Here is a 22966-nt window from a genome sequence, read left to right as displayed (position 1 = left end):
TAGGCGAAATCCGCATGTTCGGCGGCAATTTCGCGCCGAACGGATGGCTGTTCTGCGATGGCAGCCTGCTGCCGATTTCCGAGAACGACGTGCTGTTTCAATTGATCGGCACGACCTATGGCGGCGACGGCCAAGAGACCTTCCAGTTGCCCGACCTTCGCGGCCGTCTGCCGCTCCACATGGGCACCAACACCGGCACCGGCACGACCTATCAGATCGGGCAGAATGGTGGTGTCGAAGAGGTCACCATCTCGACGTTGCAGATGCCGCAGCATTCGCATTTATTGATTGGTTCGAAGAATAACGGCACGCAGGCGGCTCCATCGAACAACGTGCTTGCCTCGTCGACCTTGATACAACCGTACGCGGCGGAGACCGCAAACGCCCCCATGGCCGTCTCCTCGGTCTCGTTTGTCGGCGGAAGTCAGCCGCACACCAATCTACAGCCGTTCCTCTGCGTCAACTTCATCATTTCGCTGTTCGGCATTTTCCCGAGCCAGACCTAGGAGCGCGAGACTATGGCAGATCCATTCGTTGCTGAGATTCGCATCTTCGGTTTCAACTTTCCGCCCAAGGGCTGGGCATTCTGCGATGGGCAGCTCCTGCCGATCTCGCAGAACACGGCGCTGTTCTCGCTGCTCGGCACCACCTATGGCGGCGACGGCAAGTCGACCTTCGGGCTGCCCAACATGCAGGGCAGTGCACCGATGCAGCCTGGCCAGGGTCCCGGGCTATCGCTCTATGATCTCGGCCAGAGTGGCGGCTCCGACAACGTGACGCTGCTGCAAACCGAGATCCCGAATCACACCCACCAGATGTTCGCAACTGTCGAGAATGGCACCCAGGGCACGTTGACGACGAACATCACGCTGGCAACGTCGATGAACGGAAAGCTGTTCCAGACCGCCACCTCGACCAATCTGGCCGCGATGAGCGTCAGCGCGCTCACGACCGCCGGCGGTAGCCTGCCCCATAACAACATGCAGCCCTATCTCACCTTGAATTTCTGCATCGCGTTGCAGGGCGTCTTCCCGCAGCGGCCCTGAGGTCCGTTTGACACTCGACGCTTCCGCAAACGGCCCCGCGGCGCCCGCTGCCTTCGGATGGCAGCGCGCCGCGGATGCAGGCTTGACCTTTCGCCGCATTGCCGATTCCGACCTGCCTTTCCTCGCGCGGCTCTATGCCTCGACCCGCACCGAGGAGTTGGCAGCCGCACCCTGGAGCGAGGAGCAGAAGGCGACGTTCCTGGCCATGCAGTTCATGGCGCAGCACGCCCATTACCAGCAATATTATCCGGCCGCCGATTGGCTGGTAACGGTGCGCGCCGGAGCGGACATCGGCCGTCTCTATATCGAGCGCTGGCCGCGCGAGCATCGCATCATCGATATCGCCTTCCTGCCGGAGCATCGCGGATCGGGGCTCGGCGGCGCGCTGATGCGCGACCTGCTCGACGAGGCCGCCGCGGCCGGCAAGAGCGTGTCGGTTCACGTCGAGAAGTTCAATCCGGCGATGCGGCTCTACCGCCGGCTCGGTTTCCTCACCGAGGAGGACAAGGGCGTCAACGACCTGATGCGCTGGCGCGGCCCCGTGCAGGGCACGACGCTCACGTGAAGATCGCCTGGTAGCCGTCGCCGCCGTTCAGCGGCCCGATCGGCACCAGGAAGATATCCATCACGCCCAGCGCCGGATGCCGCACCGCATGGATCTCCTGCTGCAGCGGGCGCCCCTTCGCCACCGTGAACAGCAGCGAGAACGCCCCGCCGGGCCGGCCGCTGTTGCCGGCCGGTTCGACTTTGACGAGCGTCAGCGGCACGACGCCGTCCGCCACCTGCACCTCAAAGACGGCGTCCTTGTGCGCGGCGAAGTCGTCGATATGCAGCTTTGCGAGATCCACCGATGATGTCATGCCATGCCCCCGTTTGCCGCCGAGATGTAACACGCGGCGATGCAAAGCGCGAATGGCATGCACGGACGATGACAGGCTCCGCGCGAGGCGGAATGACGAGGACTTCCGTCGGGAACGTCAGATTGATCCGGTTGCAGGAGAAGCTCGGACAAATCATGTCGCGAGAGCGCGAAGCTGCGCCCCCAACCACACTGTTATCGCCCGGCTTGACCGGCGATCCAGTATTCCAGAGGCAGTCGTTATTGAGCCGATAGCCGCGGCGTACTGGAATCGCCCGGTTCATGTGCGCAATTGCGCACAGGCCGGGCGATGACAGCGGTGGGTGAGGACAAAGCATCACCCCCTCTGAGGTGCGGGCACTTGCGAGCCTCGAAGGATGAATCGGCCCGGCTCATGGCCGTCGATCGCCTCGGGATGACGGTTCGGGCAGCGCCGCATGCGCGGCAGCCGGTCCGAGCTTGGAGGCATTGCCCGTCCCCTGATGACGCCCCCGCTTTCCTCCGCTAACCTGCCCTCAAAGCCCGCCGGCAATGGCCGCATATAGAAGGGAGGAATAGCGCGTGCATCAGGGACGTGTCGTATTCGGCACCATGGACGAGGTCGTGTTCGGGCGCCCGGCACGTGAGGCCGTTGTCGAGCAGCTTGACCGGCTCGGTTCGCAGCGCGCTTTCCTGATGGTATCCGGCACACTCAATCGCGAGACCGACGAGATCGAGAAGGTGCGCCACGCGCTCAAGGGCCGCTGTGTCGGCATCTTCGATCAAATGCCGGCGCATACGCCGCGCGCCGCGGTGATCGCAGCGACCGCGCAGGCCCGTGCCGCCGGCGCCGACCTGATCGTCACCATCGGCGGCGGCTCGATCACCGACGGCGCCAAGGCGGTACAGCTCTGCCTCGCCAACAATGTCACCACCACGGACGGCATCGACGAGATCCGGACCCGCGGCGGCGTCGCGCCCGAGATGAAGCCGCCGGCCGTGCGTCAGATCAGCGTGCCGACTACGATCGCCGGCGGCGAGTTCTCCGCGATCGCCGGCGTCACCAACGAGGCCAAGCGGCAGAAGGAGATGCTGCGCCATCCGCTGGTGATGCCGCGCGCCACCATCCTCGATCCCGAACTCTCGGTGCACACGCCGGCCTGGCTGTTCCTGTCGACCGGCATCCGCGCCGTCGACCACTGCGTCGAGGGCATCTGCTCCCGCGAGGCGCATCCTTATGGCGACGCGCAGGCACTCAAGGGACTCGAGATGCTGGCCCACGGCCTGCCGCAGGTGAAGGCCAATCCGAACGACATCGCCGCGCGGATGGACTGCCAGATCGGCACCTGGCTCTCGACCGGCCCGCTCGCGTCGGGCGTGCCGATGGGCGCGAGCCATGGCATCGGCTACGTGCTCGGCGCCGAGTTCGACGTGCCGCACGGCTACACCTCCTGCGTCATGCTGCCGTCGGTGATGCGCTGGAACAGGCCCGGCAATGCCGAGCGACAAGCGCTCGTGTCAGCCGCGATGGGCCATCCCGGCGAAGACGCCGGCGACGTGCTCGACCGCTTCATCCGCGAACTCGGCATGCCGGGCAGCCTGCGCGAGGTCCAGGTCGGTCCCGAGCATTTCGACCGCATCGCGGCGCAAGCGATGCGAACCCCCTGGGTGCCGCGCAACCCGCGCCGGATCGACGATCCGGCACAGGTCCGGGAAATTCTCGAATTAGCGGCCTGACGCATGATTCCGGCCGCGGGAACCGCTATCCAAAACGATCGACGGGAGATGAGACCGTGATGTGATCGCGCGTCGTCGCATCATGACAAAACGGGGGATCTGAAGCTCGATGTACACCGGCAAGCATGCTTATCTGCGTCCGCTGCAGCCCGCCTTCATCATGGCCGGCACCGGCGAGATCGTCACCTATCGCGAGCTGGAGGCGCGCAACAACCGCCTCGCGCATCTGTTCCGCCGGCGCGGGATGAAGCGGCTCGACCACTATTCGATCTTCATGGAGAACAACAACCGCTACCTCGAGGCCTGCGGTGCCGGCGAGCGCTCCGGGCTCTATTTCACCTGCGTCAATTCCTTCCTCACCCCAAGCGAGCTCGCCTATATCCTCACCAACAGCCAGTCGCGGATCCTGATCACCTCGCAGCTGAAACTCGACATCGCGCGCGAGGCGCTGAAGGAGTGTCCGCAGGTCGAGCTCTGCATCGTGGTCGACGGGACGAGCGAAAGCGAGCGCATCGTCGGGCTCGAGCAGGCCACGGCCGGCCTGCCGTCGACGCCGATCGCGGACGAGTTTGCCGGCACCGCAATGCTGTATTCGTCGGGGACCACCGGCCGCCCGAAAGGCATCCTGCGGCCGCTGCCGGAGCAGCCGCCCTCGCAGAACCTGCCGCTGTTCGATTTCCTGACCAAGCTCTGGCATTACCGCGAAGGCATGGTCTATCTGTCCCCCGCGCCGCTCTATCACTCGGCGCCGCAGGCCGCGGTCAATCTCACCATCCGGATGGGCGGTACTGTCGTCATCATGGAGAGCTTTGATCCGGAGCGCTATTTGCAGCTCGTGCAGCAATGGGGCATCACCCACACCCAGCTGGTGCCGACCATGTTCTCGCGCATGCTGAAGCTGCCCGAGGAGGTGCGCAGCCGCTACGACCTGTCGTCGCTGGAGATCGCGATCCATGCCGCGGCGCCCTGCCCGGCGCTGGTCAAGGACGACATGATCAAATGGTGGGGCCCGATCATCCATGAATATTACGGCGCCACCGAGGGCCTCGGCTTCACCGCCTGCAACAGCGAGGAATGGCTGGCGCATCGCGGCACCGTCGGCAGGGTGCTACTCGGCGACCTGCACATCCTCGACGAGAACATGAACCCTTGCCCGAAGGGCCAGCCCGGCACGGTGTGGTTCAAGACCGCATCGCCGTTCGAATATTTCAACGATCCGGCCAAGACCTCCGAAGCGCGCTCGGCCGACGGCAGCATGAGCACGGTCGGCGACGTCGGCTATGTCGACGACGACAATTTCCTCTATCTCACCGACCGCGCCACCTTCATGATCATTTCCGGCGGCGTGAACATCTACCCGCAGGAATGCGAGAACCTCCTGATCACCCACCCCAAGGTCGCCGACGCCGCGGTGTTCGGCGTACCCAATGCCGATCTCGGCGAAGAAGTGAAGGCGGTGGTGCAGCCGGCCGACGGCATTGCGCCCGGTCCGGAACTCGCCGAGGAGCTGATCGCGTTCTGCGCGCAATCGTTGTCGCGGCAGAAGGTGCCGCGCTCGGTCGATTTCGAGGCCGAACTGCCGCGGCTGCCGACCGGCAAGCTCTACAAGCGCCTGTTGCGCGACCGCTACTGGGGCAACAAGACATCGCGCATCGTGTGATGGAGACGCGCATCAGCTCCGCGCACGACGAATTTGCGGCCGGTGCGGCTCTGCCATAGGCTCGGCCCAACAAGAAAGAAAAAGGGAGGATTTGCCGATGGACGTGATCCCGCTCACCCCGGGTTTCGGCGCCGAACTGCGCGGCGTCACCCTCGCCGATGTCGCCCAGAGCGACGCCGCCTATGCGGCGGTGCGCGCTGCGTTCGAGGAACATTCGGTGCTGGTGTTCCGCGGCCAGGACGTCAACGACGACATCCAGCTCGCCTTCTCGCGCCGGTTCGGCCCGCCCGAGGTGACAAAAGTCGGCTCGATGGGCACCGGCTCGCATTTCGTCATTCTCTCGACCTTCGGCCCCGACGGCAAGGTGGTGCCATCGGATCACCGCCAGCAGCTGCGCGCCAAGGCGAACCAGCTCTGGCACACCGATTCCTCGTTCAAGCGCACGCCGGCGCTGACCTCGATCCTGTCGGCGCGCATCATCCCCGAGCATGGCGGCGAGACCGAATTCGTCTCGACGCGGCTCGCCTTCGAGCGGCTCGACAAGGAGCTCGCCAAGCGGCTGGAGAATTCCTTCGCCTGGCACTCCTACGCGCATTCGCGCAGCAAGGTCGCCGCCGGGCTCGCGACGTCGGAGGAAGTCGACGCGCTGCCGCCGGTGTGCTGGCGCATGGTGTGGCGCAATCCGGTCAACGGCCGTGGCGCGCTCTATCTCGCCTCGCACGCCTATGGCGTCGAGGGCATGGATGCGGAGGCGGGCAAGGCGCTGATCGAGCAGTTGACCGAAGCCGCGACCGCGCCCGGCGTCAGCTATCTGCATCCGTGGAAGCAGGGCGACGTCGTGATGTGGGACAACCGCGCCACCATGCACCGTGGCCGCCCGTGGCCGGCACATGAGGGCCGCCTGATGATCCGCACCACGATCTCGGCCACGGAGGCCGACGGCGTCGCGAGCGTGGCCCCGCCGTCATCGCAAGCGGCGGAGTGATGTGTAGCGTTGCTCTCGCACCGTCATCCTGAGGTGCGAGCCTTGCGGCGCACTTGCGCCGCTGGGCGGAGCCTCGAAGGATGAATCGGCCACCAGCCGGGCCGTGCATCCTTCGAGGCGCGCAAGGGCTCGCACCTCACGATGACGGGCGAGGCGTTGAGTTCGGTGAACCATCACATCGGCGACAAACTGTCGCTGATTGCAGAACGGAAACTCATCGCTGCATAGCAAAACAAACCGCGAGTTCCGTGCGTCTCCACATTATTCCCGGTCCATGGAAATTTTTGGTCTCGCGTGTCATCCGAATTGCCAATCCCGGCGCAACCTGCGCCGGTTGCCCGGCGGGCTCACCGTGGTATCGTCGATGCCAATCGGCCTTTGAGACCGAGTTTGTGGAGGGGACCATGCGGAGCGTGCAAGCGCTGGCCGTCGCGGTGTTGTTTGTTCTGGCGATCAGCGACGTCTCTTATGCGGCCGGCGAGCCGAAGTCGGGCGGCATCTTCAGGATCTATCACCGCGACAGCCCCGGCAGCGCCTCGATCCACGAGGGAGCGACCTATTCGCTGAACGTTCCGTTCATGCCGATCTTCAACAACCTCGTCATCTTCGACCAGCACATCGCCCAGAACAGCGTCTCTACGATCCGGCCGGAGCTCGCGGAGAGCTGGGCCTGGAGCGGCGACAACAAGACGCTGACCTTCAAGCTGCGCAAGGACGTGAAGTGGCACGACGGCAAGCCGTTCACCGCGGCCGACGTCAAATGCACTTTCGACATGCTGATGGGCAAGTCGCAGCAGAAGTTCCGCCAGAACCCGCGCAAGTCCTGGTACGATCAGGTCGACGAGGTCACCACCAACGGCGATTATGAGGCCGCGTTCAAGCTGAAGCGGCCGCAGCCGGCGCTGCTGTCGTTGCTGGCCTCGGGCTACACGCCGGTCTATCCGTGCCACGTCTCGCCGGCCGAGATGCGCACCAAGCCTGTCGGCACCGGCCCGTTCAAGTTCGTCGAGTTCAAGGCCAACGAGTCGATCAAGCTGGCCAAGAACCCGGATTACTTCAAGAAGGGCCTGCCCTATCTCGACGGCATCGAATTCACCATCATCACGAACCGCTCGACCGCGATCCTGGGCTTCGTGTCGGGCAAGTTCGACATGACGTTCCCGACCGAGGTTTCGATCCCGCTGCTCAAGGACGTCAAGGCGCAGGCGCCGAACGCCGTCTGCGTGGTGGAACCGAACAACGTCTCCACCAACATCATCGTCAATTCGACCTCCCCGCCGTTCGACAATGCCGACATCCGCCGCGCGCTGGCGCTGTCGCTCGACCGCAAGGCGTTCATCCAGATCATGTTCGAGGGCCAGGGCGATATCGGCGGCACCATGGAGCCGGCGCCGCAGGGGCTATGGGCGATGCCGAAGGAGATGCTGGAATCGATCCCCGGCTACGGCCCGAACATCGAGCAGAACCGCGAGGAGGCGCGCAAGCTGATGCAGAAGGCGGGCTATGGCCCGGACAAGCATCTGCAGCTCAAGGTGTCGACGCGCAACATCGCGGTCTACCGCGATCCCGCCATCATCCTGATCGACCAGCTCAAGAGCATCTATATCGACGCCGAGCTCGACGTCGTCGACACCGCGCAATGGTTTCCGAAGGTCGCGCGCAAGGACTATTCACTCGGGCTCAATCTGACCGGCAACGCCGTCGATGATCCCGACCAGTCGTTCTACGAGAACTACGCCTGCGGCTCGGAGCGGAACTATACCAACTATTGCAACAAGGATATCGAGAAGCTGTTCGACAAGCAGTCGGAAGAAACCGACGTCGAGAAACGCAAGAAGCTGGTCTGGGAGATCGACAAGAAATTGCAGGAGGACGTCGCGCGCCCGATCATCTTCCACGCGCGGACCGGCACCTGCTGGGCACCTTACGTCAAGAACATCACGGTGATGTCAAACAGCTCCTATAACGGCTATCGCTACGAGGACGTCTGGCTGGACAAGTAACGGTATCGACGAGATGAGACGGCCGCTGCCCGACATGCGACGTTCTTCACCTCTCCCATCGGGAGAGGTCGCGCCGAAGGCGCGGGTGAGGGGTGACGGACTATCGTGGAGCTGCGGCCCCTCACCCGGCGCTTCGCGCCGACCTCTCCCCGCTGGGGGAGAGGTGAAGGTCTCCGCCGGCCAAGTTCAACCGAACATCCCATAGCGGGTCGGACAAAGGGAGAGAGCCAGGGTGTTTGCCTATATCGTCCGGCGCCTGTTCCTGATGCTGATCACGCTGTTCGGGATTTCGGTCATCATCTTCGTGCTGCTGCGCGTGGTGCCCGGCAACATCGTCGACATCCTGTTCGCCGCCGCCGGCTACGTCGATCCCGCCGACAAAGCCAATCTCGAGCGCGAGCTCGGCCTCAACCAGCCGATCGTCGTGCAGTATCTCAGCTGGATCGGCGGCCTCTTGCACGGCGACCTCGGCTACTCCTACGTCTCGGAGAAGCCCGCGCTCGATGAAATACTGCCGCGGATCCCGATCACGGCGCGGCTCGCGGGGCTGGCGCTATTGTTCTCCGCCTCGATCGGCATTCCGCTCGGCGTGATCAGTGCCGTCCACCAGGGCTCGAGGCTCGACTATGCGCTGCGGGTGGTCAGCCTCAGCGGCCTGTCGCTGCCGTCGTTCTGGCTTGGCCTATTGATCCTGATGGCCTCGGTCTCGATGTTCGGCACCATGCCGATCTTCAACCCGAACCCGAAGACCTGGTTCGAGGCGTTCACCATCTATGCCGTGCCGGCTGCGGCGGTCGGCTTCCGCAGCGCGGCGCTGACGATGCGCATCACCCGCTCCTCGATGCTGGAGATCCTGCGCCAGGACTACATCCGAACCGCGCGCGCCAAGGGCGCCTCCGAAGCCTCGGTCAACTACCACCACGCGCTGAAGAACGCGGTGCTGCCTGTCATCACCGTGATCGGCATCGAGGCGGCGTTCCTGATCGGCGGCCTGATCGTCACCGAGACGGTGTTCAACATCCCCGGCATCGCCCGCTTCCTGGTCGAGGCGCTGCGCTGGCGCGACTATCCGATCGTGCAGAACCTCGTGATGTTCATCGCCGTCGTGGTGGTGGTCATGAACTTCATCGTCGACATGCTCTACGCCGCGATCGATCCGCGCATCCGGTTTGGGGATTAGAATGGCAACGTTCATCAAGAGCCATGTGCAGCCTTCACCTCTCCCCGCTTGCGGCAGGGCAATCGCATATGAAAACTCTGGTGGCGCCAGTATCGGCAGTCGGCTCCCTCGCCCGCTTGCGGGGGAGGGTTGGGGTGGGGGTCTCTCCACGAATCATACTGTGGAAATAGCCCCCACCCGGATCGCATCTGCGATGCGATCCGGCCTCCCCCGCAAGCGGGAGAGGCGAAGTGAGCCAGCGGCTCATCCAGCGCCCTTCATATGCGATTGCCCTGCCGCTTGCGGGGAGAGGCATAGGCCCCCGTTGGCGGCCGTCGAGAAGAACGCCGAAGCAACGCTTCGGCTATGTCGCATCGCAGATGCGATCCGGGTGAGGGGGAGTCGCCGCGCGCCCGCTGAACACCATCCTCGCGGAGACTCCCCCTCACCCCGACCCTCTCCCCGCAAGCGGGGCGAGGGGGAAGGGAGCTAACGTGGCCACGATCAACTTCGATAGCGAACTGCGGCGCGCCGGGGCCAACGCCACCAGCGGCTGGGGACGGTTCGTCTTCCTGGCGCAGCGCCATGTGCTCGGCACCGTCGGCCTGACCATCATGGTGCTGTTCGTCTGCACGGCCCTGTTCGCCGACCTGATCAGCCGCTACGATCCGCTCAGCGTCGATTCCGCGCACCGGCTCGCGCCGCCCTCGGCGCTGCACTGGTTCGGCACCGACTCGTTCGGGCGCGACGTCTGGAGCCGCATCATCCACGGCGCGCGGATCTCGCTGGCGGTCGGCATCGGCTCGACGGCGCTCGGCGCCACACTCGGCGTGATCGTCGGGCTCACCTCGGGCTATCTCTCCGGCTGGGTCGATCTCGTGTTCCAGCGGGTGACCGACATCCTGCAATCGCTGCCGCTCCTGGTGCTCGCGCTGGTGATGACCGCGGCGCTCGGCCCATCACTGCAGAACGTGATCTTCGCGATCGCGATCCCGCTGATCCCGACGGTTGCCCGCGTCATCCGCGCCAACACGCTGGCGCTGCGCGAACAGCCGTTCGTCGAGGCCGCCAAGTCGATCGGCATGAGCGAGATGCGGATCGCGTTGCGCCACGTGCTGCCGAACACCATCGCGCCGCTGATCGTGCTCGCCACCGCACAGCTCGGCTCCACCATCCTGACCGAGGCGTCGCTGTCGTTCCTCGGCCTCGGCATTCCCGAACCCTATCCGTCCTGGGGCCGCATGTTGTCGGAATCCGCCGCCGAATATGTCCGCGTCGCGCCATGGCTGGTGATCTTCCCCGGCATCGCGATCAGTCTTGCGGTGTTCGGCACCAATCTGTTCGGCGATGCGCTGCGCGACATCCTCGACCCGAGGCAGCGCGGCTGATGAGCGAGACAAAGGCGAGCGAGACGGTTCTCGACGTGAAGAACCTGCAGACGGTGTTTTTTACCAATTCCGGCCTGTTCCGCGCGGTCGACGACGTCTCGTTCTCGGTCGGCCGCGGCGAGACGCTGGCGATCGTCGGCGAGTCCGGCTGCGGCAAGAGCGTCAGCGCGCTGTCGATCATGCGCTTGGTGCCCGACCCGCCCGGCCGCATCGTCGGCGGATCGGTGATGCTCGAGGGAACGGATCTGCTCAAGCTCGACGATGCCGCGATGCGCGACATCAGGGGGAACCGCATCTCCATGATCTTCCAGGAGCCGATGACCTCGCTCAATCCGGTGATGCGTATCGGCGACCAGATCATCGAGGCGGTGCGGCTGCATCAGAATGTCAGCAGCAAGGAGGCCTGGAAGCAAGCGGTCGACATGTTGCGGCTGGTGCGAATCCCGGAGCCGGAGCGGCGCGCGCTGGAATATCCGCACCAGCTTTCCGGCGGCATGCGCCAGCGCGCGATGATCGCGATGGCGCTGGCCTGCCGACCGGTGCTGCTGATCGCCGACGAGCCGACCACCGCGCTCGACGTCACCATCCAGGCGCAGATCCTCGCACTGATCGTCGACCTGCAGAAGCGGCTCGGCACCGGGCTGATCCTGATTACCCACGACCTCGGCGTCGTCGCGCAGACCGCGCAGCGCGTGATCGTGATGTATGCCGGCAAGAAGGTCGAGGAGGCCACCGTCGAGGCACTGTTCGAAACGCCGCTGCATCCCTACACACGCGGGCTAATGGCCTCGATGCCGGCGGTGATCGCGCTCGGCGCCAGAACCGATGCGCGGCTGACCGAAATTCCCGGGATGGTGCCGTCGCTGACAAAACTGCCGCCAGGCTGCGCCTTCGCGCCGCGCTGCAAGCTGGCGGTCGACCGCTGCCGCCAGGAATATCCGCCGCTGAGCGAGATCAAGAGCAACCACTGGGCGGCGTGCTGGCGCGCCGGCGAATTGGCGGAGGCGTCATGACCGGACAGCGGCCGCTCCTCGAGGTCACCGATCTCGTCAAGCATTACGCCGTGCGCGGCGGCGTGCTGCGCCGGCAGGTCGGCACCGTGCATGCGGTCGACGGCGTCAGCTTTACGCTCGGCGCCGGCGAGACGCTCGGCCTGGTCGGCGAATCCGGCTGCGGCAAGTCGACGGTGGCGCGCACCGTGCTGCGGCTGGTCGAACCGACCAGCGGCGCGATCAGGCTCGATGGCGAGGACATCGCGCCGCTCAGCAAGGCCGCGCTGCGGCCATATCGCCGCTCGATGCAGATCGTGTTCCAGGATCCGTTCGCCTCGCTCAACCCGCGCATGACGGCCGGCGACATTGTCGGCGAGCCGCTGAGCGTGCATGGCCTCGCCACCGGCGCCAAGAAGCAGGAACGGGTCGCGGAGCTGTTCCAGCAGGTCGGCCTGCGTCCCGACCAGATGAAGAACTTTCCGCACCAGTTCTCCGGCGGCCAGCGCCAGCGCATCTGCATCGCACGCGCGCTGTCGCTCGGGCCGCGGCTGATCGTCTGCGACGAGCCGGTGTCCGCGCTCGATGTCTCGATCCAGGCGCAGGTGATCAACTTGTTGATCGACCTGCAGCGCGAACAGAACTTCTCCTACCTCTTCATCGCCCACGATCTCGCCGTCGTCGCCCATATCAGCCACCGCGTCGCGGTGATGTATCTCGGCCGCATCGTCGAGATCGCCGACAAGCAGGAACTGTTCGCCAATCCGCGCCATCCCTACACCCAGGCCCTGCTCGCTTCGGTGCCGATCGCCGACCCCAAGGCCAAGCGGCTCGCGCCGCAGATCGACGGCGACGTACCGAGCCCGATCAACCCGCCCTCCGGCTGCGCCTTCCACACCCGCTGCCGCTACGCATTCGATCGTTGCAAGACCGAGCGGCCGGCGCTGAAGGCGGCAGGCACGGGACATCAGGTGGCATGCTGGCTGAATGACGGGACGGGGCAAGCGGCCCCATAATCACTGTCGTCCCGGCGAAGGCCGGGGCCCATTGCCACAAAAGGCGGTTGTTGCACGACGCTGGGGCCGCGGACCTCTTCAACAACTCAATCCTGTGGTTATTGGTCCCGGGTCGCGCTTCGCTTGCCCGGGACGACGGGGTTATGCGGCCGCCTCGATCTCCACCACGATCCTCCCCGTCGTCACCTGCTCGCCCTCGGCGACATCGATCGCCGACACCGTGCCGGCGACGCCCGCGATGTGGACGTGCTCCATCTTCATCGCCTCCAGCGTCATCACCGGCTGGCCGGCCGCGACCTTGTCCCCGGCCTTCACCAGCACCGCGACGACGCGGCCGTTCATGGCGGCGCGGACCTTGCCGTCGCCGCCGGTGGCGGTTGCGCTCTCCGGCGGCGCGAGAGTGAGATCGCGGACCGCCAGCGTGACGCCGCGGTGCAGGATGAAGAGCCGGTCGCCATCGCGCAGGAATTTCGCCGAATCCATCAGGCCGTCGCGGCGGAAGCGGATGTTGTCCGAACCGAGATCGTCGATCTCGAAGCTGAGCCGGTCGCCATTGCGGGCTATGAAGTAGCCGCCGTCGCGTTCGCGAAACACCTCGATCTCCTGTACGCCGTGGCCGAGATCGATCCGCAGGCCGAGCGGAAATGTCGCTGCCAGCGACCGGCCGCGCTGCCAGGACGGCGCGTGCGGATGGGTGACGTAGAGCAGCAGCGCCGCCAGCGCGAGGTCGCTGCCGCGATCGGCGCGCGGCGCCAGCAGCGCATCGCGGTTGTCAGCGATAAAGGCTGTGGTCGCCTTGCCTTTGGCAAATACCGGATGGCGCAGGCAATCGATTAAGAAGCCCTGATTGGTGGTGACGCCAAACGCCGTGACCTGCTCCAGCGCGCAGATCAGTCTGCCGCGCGCCTCATCGCGGGTCGCGCCATGGCTGATCACCTTGGCGATCATCGAGTCATAGAACGGCGGAATTTCGGACCCGGATTGCAGCGCGTGCTCGACGCGGATATCCGCCGGCATCTGCCACCGCGCCATCCGCCCCGACTGCGGCATGAAGTCGTGCACGGCATCCTCCGAGCACAGCCGCACCTCGATGGCATGGCCGGAGAAGCCGATATGCTCTTGCTTCAATCCGAGCGGCTCGCCGCGTGCGACACGGAGCTGCAATTCGACCAGATCGAGCCCGGTGATCGCCTCGGTCACGGGGTGCTCGACCTGCAGCCGCGTGTTCATCTCCATGAAGTAGAAATGCCCGTCGCGGTCGAGCAGGAACTCCAGCGTGCCGGCGCCCTCGTAGCCGATCGCCTTGACCGCCTGCACGGCGACCGCGCCCATCCGCGCCCGCAGCTCCGGCGTCACAGCCGGCGACGGGGCTTCCTCGACCAGCTTCTGATGCCGCCGCTGCACCGAGCAGTCGCGCTCGCCAAGATGGATGGCATTGCCATGGCGGTCCCGGAACACCTGGATTTCGATGTGGCGGGGATCGACGATGGCACGCTCGAGAATCACGGTGGGATCGCCGAACGCGCCCTGCGCTTCCGAGCGCGCGCTACGCAGCGCATCTGGGAACGCGGCGGCATCCGCGACCAGCCGCATGCCGCGGCCGCCGCCGCCGGCGACCGCCTTGATCATCACCGGAAAGCCGATCGTCTTTGCCTCGGTCAGCATGACGGCGTCGCTCTGGTCGGCGCCCTGATAGCCGGGCACACAGGGCACGCCGGCCCTTTGCATGATGTCCTTGGCACCGGCCTTGTTGCCCATCGCGCGGATCGCTTCCGGCGACGGGCCGATGAACACCAGCCCGGCGTCGCGGCAGGCCTGCGCGAAAGCCTCTTTCTCGGCGAGGAAGCCGTAGCCGGGATGCACCGCACCGGCGCCGCTGGCCTTGGCCGCAGCGATGATCGCGTCGATCTTGAGATAGGATTGCGCCGGCAGCGCCTCGCCGATCCGCACCGCCTGATCGGCCTCGCGCACATGCAGCGCGTCGCGGTCGGCATCGGAATAGACCGCGACCACGCCGTAGCCGAGCCGCCGCGCTGTTCGCATGATGCGCAGCGCGATCTCGCCGCGGTTGGCGATCAGGATCTTGAAGAACGGCGTCCGCTTCACCTCTGCCCCGCTCATGGCCGCGCCACCGAGAACTGCATGCGCTGCGGGTTGCGGGCCTCGGCCTCACGGCAGATCGACAGCACTTCGGCAAGCACGCTGCGGGTGTCGCGCGGATCGATCACGCCGTCGTCGAGCACGCGGGCGCTGGTCGAGAACACGTCCATCTGGTCGTCGAACACGCCTGTTATCTGCGCCTTCATCGCCTCCAGCTTCTCCTTCTCGACCGGCTTGCCGCGCCGTGCCGCCGCGGCTTCAGTGACGATCGCCATGGTTTCGGCGGCCTGCTCGCCGCCCATCACGGCGGTCTTGGCATTCGGCCAGGAGAAGCAGAAGCGCGGGTGGAAGCCGCGGCCGCACATGCCGTAATTGCCGGCGCCGAACGAGGCGCCGCAATACAGCGTGATCTGCGGTACCGTCGCCGAGGTCACCGCCTGGATCATCTTCGAGCCGTGCTTGATCATGCCGGCCTCTTCATAGGCCTTGCCGACCATGTAGCCGGTGGTGTTGTTCATGTAGAGGATCGGCGTGCGCGACTGGCAGCAGGCCTGGATGAAATGCGTCGCCTTGTTGGCGCCGGGCACGTCGAGCGGGCCGTTATTGGTGATGATGCCGATCGCGTGGCCCTCGATGCGGGCGTGGCCGCAGACCGTCGCCGGGCCGTAATTGGCGCCGAACTCGGTGAAATCGGAGTCATCGACGAAGCGCGCGATCGCCTGCCGCATGTCCACGGGCCGCTTGTGGTCCATCGGCATGATGCCGAGCAATTCCTCCGCATCGTAGCGCGGCGGCTTGAATGAAGCCACCTCGTGCTTCGGCCGGTCCCAGGGCAGCTTGGCCATGATGTCGCGCGCGATGCGCAGCGCATCGCGGTCGTCCTCGGCAAGGTAATCGCCGAGGCCGGAGATCGAGGTGTGCATTTCGGCGCCGCCGAGCTCTTCCTCGGTCGCGATCTCGCCAGTAGCGGCCTTCAGCAGCGGCGGCCCGGCGAGGAAGGCGCGGGTGCGGCCGCGCACCATCACGATGTAATCGGACAGTCCGGTCTGATAGGCTCCACCCGCGGTCGAGGAGCCGTGGGTGACGGTGACGACCGGAAGCCCCGCCGCCGACAGCCGCGCCAGATTGCGAAAGATGTTGCCGCCGCGGACAAAATCCTCGACGCGGTAGCGCAGCAGGTTCGCGCCCGCGCTCTCGACCAGCTGCACATAGGGCAGCTTGTTCTCCAGCGCCAGTTCCTGCACCCGCAGCGTCTTGTCGAGGCCGTAAGGCTGCAGCGCGCCGGCATCGATGCCGGCATCATTGGCGCTGACCATGCAGCGGATGCCTGAGACGAAGCCGATGCCAGCGACGAGGCCGCCGCCGGGCACGCTCTTGTCCGCATCCGGGACGTCGAACATGTAACCGGCGAGCGTCGAGAGCTCGAGAAACGGCGAGCCGGGATCCAGCACCAGTGCGACCCGCTCTCGCGGCAAGAGCTGGCCGCGCTTGTGAAAGCGATCCTTTGCCGCGGCGGACGCAGCACGCGTCCGCTCCTCCAGCGCCCGCATCCGGGCAATCAGCGCCAGCATGCCGTCGCGATTGGCAAGGTAGGTGGCGCTGCCGGTGGCGATGGTGTTCTCAATGATGGGCATGAACTAATCCCCTTCCATCATTCCGGGGCAGCCCGAAGGGCTGAGCCCGGAATCCATACTCACGATCGTGGTTATGGATTCCGGACCTGCGCCTGCGGCGCATCCCGGAATGACGATCAATGCCTCGTTCCAAAGATTGTCCGCGCTTCGGCCGGGCTCGCAATCTCGCGCCCGGCGCGCCGCGCGCAGGCGGCCAGCGCCTCGACCAGTTGCCCGTTCGACGTTACCTTGGTGCCATCGCCGAGATAGAACGTATCCTCCAGCCCGCTGCGCAGATGGCCGCCGAGGTCGGCGCAGCGCTGATGCAGCGGCCAAATCTCGACGCGGCCGATCGCTGTGACCTGCCAATGCGCCTCCGGTGCCTTCAGCTTCAAAAGGATCGGCAGCAGTTCCGGATCGGCCGGCATGCCCGAGGCGACGCCCATCACGAAATTATACTCGAGCGGGCCGGAATACATGCCGGTCTGCCGGTACATGCCGACGCAGCGCACGATGCCGACATCGAAGCATTCGAACTCCGGGATCGTGCCCGCTTCCTTCATCACGTCGAGATAGTCCTGCACCTTCTCGACCGCGTTGTCGAACATCATCGGCGGCCACGCCCAGGTGTTGTCGGCCTTGACCTTCAGATAATTCAGCGAGCCGGCGTTACAGGCCGCGATCTCGGGCCTGGTCTCACGCACGCAGTTGAGCGCGCCCTGGTAGTTCGGGCCTGAGGTGCCGGTGGTGTGATTGATGATCACCCCGGGGCAGGCCTCGCGGATCGCCTGCTGAATCTCCTTGCTGACGCTGACCTCCCACGACGGCAGATGGCCCTTGTTCGGCTCCTGCTGGCGCAGATGGATGTGCATGATGCTGGCGCCGGCGTTGAATGCGGCCTTGGCCTCGCGCGCCATCTCTTCCGGCGTCACCGGCACATTGTGCTGCTTCGGGTCGGTGAGCACGCCGTTCAGCGCACAGGTGATGACGGCCTTGTCGCCCATGTTCGATTGTCCCGGTTGCAGCGCGACAGCGCTGCTGATTTTCCCATGATGGGAAATTTGTCTTGGCGTCATCTTGCGTTGACTGGCTACCCGCCCGCGCTCGCGCCGCGACAGGCACCAGCCGGTTAACACAAGACGCAAGGCAGCATCGCCGCGTAACCTCCGCGGCAAGCAAAGGCGGCAAAACAAGCCGGGATTCGGGGGAGGACGTCATGATCTCGATCAACCGCCGTACATGGCTCGCGGGCGCCGCGAGCGCCGGCCTCACCGCAGTCTCCGGCATCCGCCCTTCGCTCGCCGAAGACACACCGGGCGTCACCGCGACGGAGATCAGGATCGGCAGCACGACATCGCTAAGCGGCCCGGTGTCGGCGCTCGGCGTGCAGGCGCGCTGCCAGGAAGCCTATTTCAGGATGCTGAACGAGCAAGGCGGCATCGCCGGGCGGCAGATCAAGTACATCTACTACGACGACGCGTTCAATCCGGCGAAGACGGTCGAGCAGGTGCGCCGCCTGATCGAGAGCGACAATGTCGCCTTCCTGTTCAACATGCTCGGCACCGCGCCGAACTCGGCCGTTGTGAAATACATCAACGCGGCGAAGGTGCCGCATCTGTTTCTGTCGGTGAACGGCGACAAATGGGGCGACTACAAGACCTATCCCTGGACCATGGGCTTTGCGCCGAGCGCGCGCACCGAGGCGCAGGTGTTCGTCAAATATGCGCTGAGCCGGAATCCGAATGCGAAGTTCGCGGTGCTCCATCAGAACGACGACCTCGGCAAGGATTTCGTCGCCGGCGCCAGGGACGTGCTGGGCGAGAAGTTCGCCAGCGCGGTGACCGTGGCCTCACACGAGGTCACCGATCCCACAATCGACTCTCAGATCGTCGCCCTGCGGAGCAGCAATGCCGACGTGCTGATCTCGGGCACCACGGCCAAATTCTGCGCACAGTCGATGCGCAAGATCTATGAGCTCGGCTGGAAGCCGATGCATTTCATCGCCAGCGGCGCGGCGTCGATCTCATCGACCATCGCGCCGGTCGGCTTCGACAAGGCGCAGGGCACGATCTCGTCGGCCTATGTCAAGGACGTCGCCGACCCGGCCTGGACCAACGATCCCGGGGTAAAGAATTTCCTCGCCTTCATGGAAAAGTACTTTCCCGACGGCAATCCGAAGGAGGGCTACAACCTCTATGCCTACACGGTCGCGCAGGTGCTCAAGATCGTGCTCGAACAGTGCAAGGGCAATTTCACCCGCGACAATATCATGGCGCAGGCGAACGATCTGAAGGATGTCGAAGTGCCGACGCTGCTGCCGGGCATCCGCGTCAACACCAGCCCGACCAATCACCACCCGCTGCAGCAGCTGCAGCTGCAGCGGATCGAGGGCTCGGGATGGCTGCGGTTCGGCGAGGTGATCCAGGGCGCGAATTTGTAGTCACGCCGTCATTGCGAGCTACGGCAGCGCGCGCTCCCCCACCACCTGCCCCGCGCGATAGATCGCGAGATCGCGCGAGCCGGAGAAGATCGCGCGCGGCTTCAGACCGTAGAAGCGGCGGATCGAGTGGCTGAAGTGGGTGCTATCGGGATAGCCGATGTCCTGCGCGAGATGCGCGAGGTTGATGTCCTGGTTGGCGAAGTGCAGCAGATGCCGCGCGCGCTTCCAGGCGCGGAAGGAGCGGAAAGAAATCCCGGTCTCTTCCTTGAACAGATGCAGGAAGCGCGACGGCGACAGTCCGGCTTCAGCCGCGCAGCCGGCCGCCGTCACCGGCTCGCCGGAGAACTGGCCGATCCGGGCGATCGCCCGCACCACGCGCGGATCGAGCACGCGCTGCGGCAGCGCGTCGCCGAAACACATGGTGTCGAACTCGGCGTTCGAGATCGCGTCGCGATACTGCATGTCGGCGAGCGTCGCATAGGCGGCGCGGATGCGGTTCGCGAACAGGCCGGCGTCCGGCCCCTGCAAGCGGCGCGCGACCGCCTCCAGCGTGCCGTCGGGCACGCTCTCCGGCTCGATCGCGACGCAGATCGCCGCGCGGTATTCGCTGGTGATGGTGTGGCGCAGGTTCGGCATCGTGACGGCAAGCTCGCCGTGCGCCTGTTGGCCGTCGCTGGTCGCCAGGTGGAGGGCATCGCGGATTGCGACATAGACGTGGAAGGCGCCCGGACACCGCTCGCGCGGACGGCCGAGCAAGCCGGCATAGAACACACGCTCCGGCGTGATCAGCATCCGGTGGCCGGAATCCTGGCGTTGTGGGTCCACGACGGCGTCCATGGCGGTTCCTCCTCGCGCGGCTCTTTTGGCCGCTGCGGCGGGCTACCATAGCGCAAAATCGCAGGCTGTCACCGACGCTCTGGATCAATTCCGGGACGGATCGCCGCCGCCGCGATCACGGCCGCATCCTTGGCGCAACATTCTGTTCCTGCCCGGCTTTTTGTTCCGCCGCCACCGCGCGCCGAAAGCCGTCGCGCTGCTGCAGGCGGGCCCAATAGGCCGTGACCTTCGGCCCGAAATCCTTGGCGAGGCCGATATTGTCGGCAAGCCGGAGCGCATAGCCGTTGGCGATGTCGGCGGCGGTGAAACGGCCGGCGCAGAGGAATTCCGCATTTGCGGTCGCCGCCTCCACTGCGCGCAGGCGGCCCAGGAACCATTTTGCATAGTCGCCCGCGACCTGCGGGTTGCGCCGCTCCTCCGGCTCGAGCTGGCTGTAGCGCAGCACCAGCGTCTGCGGAAAAGTCAGAGTGGCGTCGGAAAAATACATCCAGTTCAGGAAGGCGCCATAGGCCGGCTCGTCGAGGCCGACGATCAGCGGCGTCGGCCCGTATTTGGTACCGAGGTAATGACAGATGCCGGAGGACTCCGTCATCTTCGTCTCGCCGTCGATCATAAAGGGGATGGTGCCGAGCGGATTGATGCCGAGATACGCCTTGGCGAAGACGCGCGGCGGGAACGGCAGCATCTTCAGCTCATAGGGCAGCCCAAGCTCCTCCAGCATCCACAGCGGACGGAACGAGCGCGCAGCGTCGCAGTGATAGAGCGTGATCATCGGGCGTTTCCTCCTGCAACAAGGCCTCGTACGAGCAGCGGCGCGACGATGCCGAAAAGCGCCACGGCCAACTTGCGCTGAGTGGCTGCCCCTCGCTGGTGGGATCGTGCAATTCATCCTAGGATGAATCGGCGTCGGGCAGGGCGGAAATGATGCGGAGATCGGGGCGGCGAGTGCAGGGCTCGAAGGGCGGCGCCCGCAAGCAGGCCAAGGCCGTCGCTACCGCGAGCATCTCCTCTGGGCTCGACCTCAAGGCCTGGGGCGACGCCCTGGGCGCGGTCCCGGCGGGCGCGATTGCGGAGAGCCAGATCGTGAGCTGGGTCGAAGGACCGCTGCGCAGCTTCTTCCCGTTCGAGCGCTTCCTCGGCAGCTATGGCCGGCTGTCCGGCGGGCGCATTCGGATGCGCAACCTGGTGACCTCTGGCCACCAACCGGACTTCATCGCAACCCTCGATACCGCGTTCGATCTCGCATCGCGCGGCTGCTTCGCCTGGTGGGTGCAGAACCGCGCCGCCTTCATCCTCGACCCGGCCGCGCCGCCGCCATTCGCCAGCAAGCGCGAGCTCGACGAGATCAGGCAATTCTCGCTCGGGGTGATCGCGGCGCATGGCGTCGTCGATCCCTTCGCGAGCACCGGCACCTATATCAGCTTCGCCGGCATCGCGGCTGACGATCCCGTCCGCACGCGAGCCTCGCTCAATCTGATCGCCCCGGTGCTGCACGCGCTGTTCCTCGCCACCGAGCAGGTGGCGGCGTCGGCTATCGACCTGTCGAAGCTCACGGACCGGCAGCGGCAGCTGGTCGACCTCGCGCTGATGGGCCTACCGGACAAGACTATCGCCGCCCGCCTCGGCATTTCCGAGAACACCGTCGGCAATCATTTCCGCGGCATCTATGAGCGCCTCGGCATCAGCAAGCGCAGCCAGCTGATCGCCGCGCTGAAGTAGTATGCCGTCCTATCGTCATTCCGGGGCGCGCCAACGGGTCGCGCGAACGCGCGCCCGATGCGCACGATTCCGGAATCCACTTTGCATCGAGTCCGCGGCTTGATGGATTCCGGGCTCGCCCGCTTTGCGGACGCCCCGGAATGACGACCTTCCCCAAATCTCGAAAAACAACCCCATGCAAAGGAGCCGGTGGCGGCCGGCGCTGGACCGGGCGGCTCGATCATGCGGCTTGACACGTCGGGCAACTCACCGGTATTATTCCATTATTCCGAAACTGCACCGGCCTGGGCGCCTCACAGCCCCATCTGCCGCGACGCCAGGTCCTTCATGATCTCCTCGGTGCCGCCGCCGATCGCATTGACCTTGACCTCGCGGTAGATGCGCTCGACCTTGACGCCGCGCATGAAGCCGGTGCCGCCAAAGATCTGCACCGCCTCGGAGGCGCAGTGCGCCATGGTCTGGGTGGCTTGGTTCTTCATCATGCAGATTTCGGCGACCGGGCTCTCGCCCTGGCCGAGCCGCCACGCCAGCATTTCGAGCATCGCCTGCGAGGCCGCGACCTTCTGCGCCATGTCGACGATCTTGTGCCTGATCACCTGGTGCTGGGCGATCGGCTTGCCGAACGTCTTGCGCTCTTTGGCATAGGCGATCGCCTCGTCGAGGCAGACGCGGGCATAGGCGGTGCAGCTCGCCGCCATGCCCATCCGCTCGCTGTTGAAATTCTGCATGATGATCTTGAAGCCCTGGCCTTCCTCGCCGATCAGGTGTTCCACGGGCACGCGGCATTCGTCGAAATGCAGTGTCGCGGTGTCGGAGGCCCACCAGCCCATCTTCTTGAGCTTGGTGCGGGATAGCCCCGGCGTATCGCCCTCGACCAGTAGCAGGCTGACGCCCGAGGGGCCTTCGCCGCCGGTGCGCACCGCGACCGTCAGATAGTCGGCCCGCATCCCCGAGGTGATGAAGGTCTTCTCGCCGCTGACGATGTAATGATCGCCCTCGCGCCGTGCCCTGGTGCGCAGATTGGCGACATCGGAGCCGCCGCTCGGCTCGGTGATGGCGAGCGCGGAGATCTTCCTGCCCGCCAGCACCTCGGGCAGCACCCGCGCCTTGACCTCGGGTCGTGCGGCGCGGGCGATCGGCGGCGAGCCGATGGTGTGGCTCATCAGGCTGGAGGAGACGCCGCCGGCGCCGGCCCGTGCCAGCTCCTGCGAGGCCACGATCTTCATGAACTGGTCGGCGGCGATACCGCCATATTCTTCCGGGAAGCCGAGGCCGAGCAGCCCGATCTCGGACGCCTTGGCATAGAGCTCGCGCGGAAACTCGCCGGCCTCGTCCCATTGATGGGCGTAGGGCTCGATTTCCTTCGCCACAAAACGGTGCATCACCTCGCGAAACGCCTCATGCTCGCTGGTGTAGAACGGGTTTGCCATGCGCCT

The 22966-nt window shown here is 65.5% G+C and carries 20 protein-coding genes; 13 read left to right on the top strand and 7 right to left on the bottom strand.

Translation table 11 applies throughout. From position 1 onward, the window contains the following. The first annotated feature begins 14 nt into the window (after nucleotides 1-14). The 3 genes from J6500_RS27330 (at nucleotide 15) to J6500_RS27320 (ending at nucleotide 1611) form a co-directional block, all read left to right on the top strand. Nucleotides 15-506: a phage tail protein gene (locus J6500_RS27330; RefSeq protein ID WP_249781687.1), complete on the top strand. Its 492-nt coding sequence runs from the start codon at nucleotides 15-17 to the stop codon at nucleotides 504-506. Nucleotides 507-518: 12 nt separating this feature from the next. Beyond that, nucleotides 519-1046 carry a phage tail protein gene (locus J6500_RS27325; RefSeq protein WP_225715802.1) on the top strand — a complete coding sequence of 176 codons (528 nt, stop codon included), beginning with the start codon at nucleotides 519-521 and terminating at the stop codon, nucleotides 1044-1046. Between the two features lie 82 nt (nucleotides 1047-1128). After that, entirely contained in the window at nucleotides 1129-1611 is a 483-nt protein-coding gene (locus J6500_RS27320) for a GNAT family N-acetyltransferase (RefSeq protein ID WP_225715801.1), read from the top strand. On the opposite strand, the gene J6500_RS27315 is transcribed toward J6500_RS27320, so the two are convergent. Beyond that, nucleotides 1604-1906 carry a DUF6916 family protein gene (locus tag J6500_RS27315; RefSeq protein WP_225715800.1) on the bottom strand — a complete coding sequence of 101 codons (303 nt, stop codon included), beginning with the start codon at nucleotides 1904-1906 and terminating at the stop codon, nucleotides 1604-1606. The genes J6500_RS27320 and J6500_RS27315 overlap by 8 nt on opposite strands. Before the next feature lie 560 nt (nucleotides 1907-2466). Here J6500_RS27315 and J6500_RS27310 point away from each other — a divergent pair. From J6500_RS27310 to J6500_RS27275, 8 genes are all read left to right on the top strand, one after another. Beyond that, nucleotides 2467-3621: an iron-containing alcohol dehydrogenase gene (locus J6500_RS27310; protein ID WP_225715799.1), complete on the top strand. Its 1155-nt coding sequence runs from the start codon at nucleotides 2467-2469 to the stop codon at nucleotides 3619-3621. A gap of 109 nt (nucleotides 3622-3730) precedes the next feature. After that, entirely contained in the window at nucleotides 3731-5281 is a 1551-nt protein-coding gene (locus J6500_RS27305; protein WP_225715798.1) for an AMP-binding protein, read from the top strand. 97 nt (nucleotides 5282-5378) lie between these two features. Next, on the top strand, nucleotides 5379-6266 hold the full coding sequence (locus J6500_RS27300) for a TauD/TfdA dioxygenase family protein (protein ID WP_225715797.1): 888 nt from the start codon (nucleotides 5379-5381) through the stop codon (nucleotides 6264-6266). A gap of 404 nt (nucleotides 6267-6670) precedes the next feature. Continuing rightward, nucleotides 6671-8269 (top strand): ABC transporter substrate-binding protein, encoded by a 1599-nt coding sequence (locus J6500_RS27295; RefSeq protein WP_225715796.1) that lies wholly within the window; start codon nucleotides 6671-6673, stop codon nucleotides 8267-8269. Nucleotides 8270-8501: 232 nt separating this feature from the next. Next, nucleotides 8502-9449 (top strand): ABC transporter permease, encoded by a 948-nt coding sequence (locus J6500_RS27290; RefSeq protein ID WP_225715795.1) that lies wholly within the window; start codon nucleotides 8502-8504, stop codon nucleotides 9447-9449. Between the two features lie 473 nt (nucleotides 9450-9922). Further along, nucleotides 9923-10816, top strand: a complete 894-nt coding sequence (locus tag J6500_RS27285; protein WP_225715794.1) for an ABC transporter permease — start codon at nucleotides 9923-9925, stop codon at nucleotides 10814-10816. Further along, on the top strand, nucleotides 10816-11829 hold the full coding sequence (locus J6500_RS27280; RefSeq protein ID WP_225715793.1) for an ABC transporter ATP-binding protein: 1014 nt from the start codon (nucleotides 10816-10818) through the stop codon (nucleotides 11827-11829). Before J6500_RS27285 ends, J6500_RS27280 begins: the two co-directional genes overlap by 1 nt. Beyond that, a complete protein-coding gene (locus J6500_RS27275; RefSeq protein WP_225715792.1) occupies nucleotides 11826-12821 on the top strand; it encodes an ABC transporter ATP-binding protein in 996 nt (331 codons plus the stop codon). Before J6500_RS27280 ends, J6500_RS27275 begins: the two co-directional genes overlap by 4 nt. Before the next feature lie 141 nt (nucleotides 12822-12962). On the opposite strand, the gene J6500_RS27270 is transcribed toward J6500_RS27275, so the two are convergent. From J6500_RS27270 to J6500_RS27260, 3 genes are all read right to left on the bottom strand, one after another. Beyond that, nucleotides 12963-14942, bottom strand: coding sequence for an acetyl/propionyl/methylcrotonyl-CoA carboxylase subunit alpha (locus J6500_RS27270; protein WP_225715791.1), 1980 nt, complete (start codon nucleotides 14940-14942; stop codon nucleotides 12963-12965). Then, nucleotides 14939-16555, bottom strand: coding sequence for an acyl-CoA carboxylase subunit beta (locus J6500_RS27265; RefSeq protein WP_225715790.1), 1617 nt, complete (start codon nucleotides 16553-16555; stop codon nucleotides 14939-14941). The genes J6500_RS27270 and J6500_RS27265 overlap by 4 nt, the downstream gene beginning before the upstream one ends. Before the next feature lie 116 nt (nucleotides 16556-16671). Further along, the gene (locus J6500_RS27260; RefSeq protein ID WP_225715789.1) at nucleotides 16672-17538 is read right to left on the bottom strand and encodes a beta-keto acid cleavage family enzyme; all 867 of its coding nucleotides are present in this window, start codon (nucleotides 17536-17538) and stop codon (nucleotides 16672-16674) included. A 212-nt stretch (nucleotides 17539-17750) separates the two neighbouring features. On the opposite strand from J6500_RS27260, the gene J6500_RS27255 reads away from it, so the two are divergent. After that, a complete protein-coding gene (locus tag J6500_RS27255) occupies nucleotides 17751-18974 on the top strand; it encodes an ABC transporter substrate-binding protein (protein WP_225715788.1) in 1224 nt (407 codons plus the stop codon). An 18-nt stretch (nucleotides 18975-18992) separates the two neighbouring features. On the opposite strand, the gene J6500_RS27250 is transcribed toward J6500_RS27255, so the two are convergent. Next, nucleotides 18993-19811 carry a helix-turn-helix domain-containing protein gene (locus J6500_RS27250; RefSeq protein ID WP_249781686.1) on the bottom strand — a complete coding sequence of 273 codons (819 nt, stop codon included), beginning with the start codon at nucleotides 19809-19811 and terminating at the stop codon, nucleotides 18993-18995. A gap of 115 nt (nucleotides 19812-19926) precedes the next feature. Then, nucleotides 19927-20583 (bottom strand): glutathione S-transferase family protein, encoded by a 657-nt coding sequence (locus tag J6500_RS27245; RefSeq protein WP_225715787.1) that lies wholly within the window; start codon nucleotides 20581-20583, stop codon nucleotides 19927-19929. A 173-nt stretch (nucleotides 20584-20756) separates the two neighbouring features. Here J6500_RS27245 and J6500_RS32025 point away from each other — a divergent pair, with 173 nt between their 5' ends. Next, the gene (locus tag J6500_RS32025) at nucleotides 20757-21530 is read left to right on the top strand and encodes a helix-turn-helix transcriptional regulator (RefSeq protein WP_225715786.1); all 774 of its coding nucleotides are present in this window, start codon (nucleotides 20757-20759) and stop codon (nucleotides 21528-21530) included. A gap of 293 nt (nucleotides 21531-21823) precedes the next feature. On the opposite strand, the gene J6500_RS27235 is transcribed toward J6500_RS32025, so the two are convergent. Continuing rightward, nucleotides 21824-22960 carry an acyl-CoA dehydrogenase family protein gene (locus J6500_RS27235; protein WP_225715785.1) on the bottom strand — a complete coding sequence of 379 codons (1137 nt, stop codon included), beginning with the start codon at nucleotides 22958-22960 and terminating at the stop codon, nucleotides 21824-21826. Nucleotides 22961-22966: the final 6 nt, after the last annotated feature.

The sequence above is a fragment of the Bradyrhizobium semiaridum genome (genome assembly GCF_020329505.1).
Classification (GTDB): Bacteria; Pseudomonadota; Alphaproteobacteria; order Rhizobiales; family Xanthobacteraceae; genus Bradyrhizobium; species Bradyrhizobium semiaridum.
This window is presented reverse-complemented; position numbering and strand designations above follow the sequence as displayed.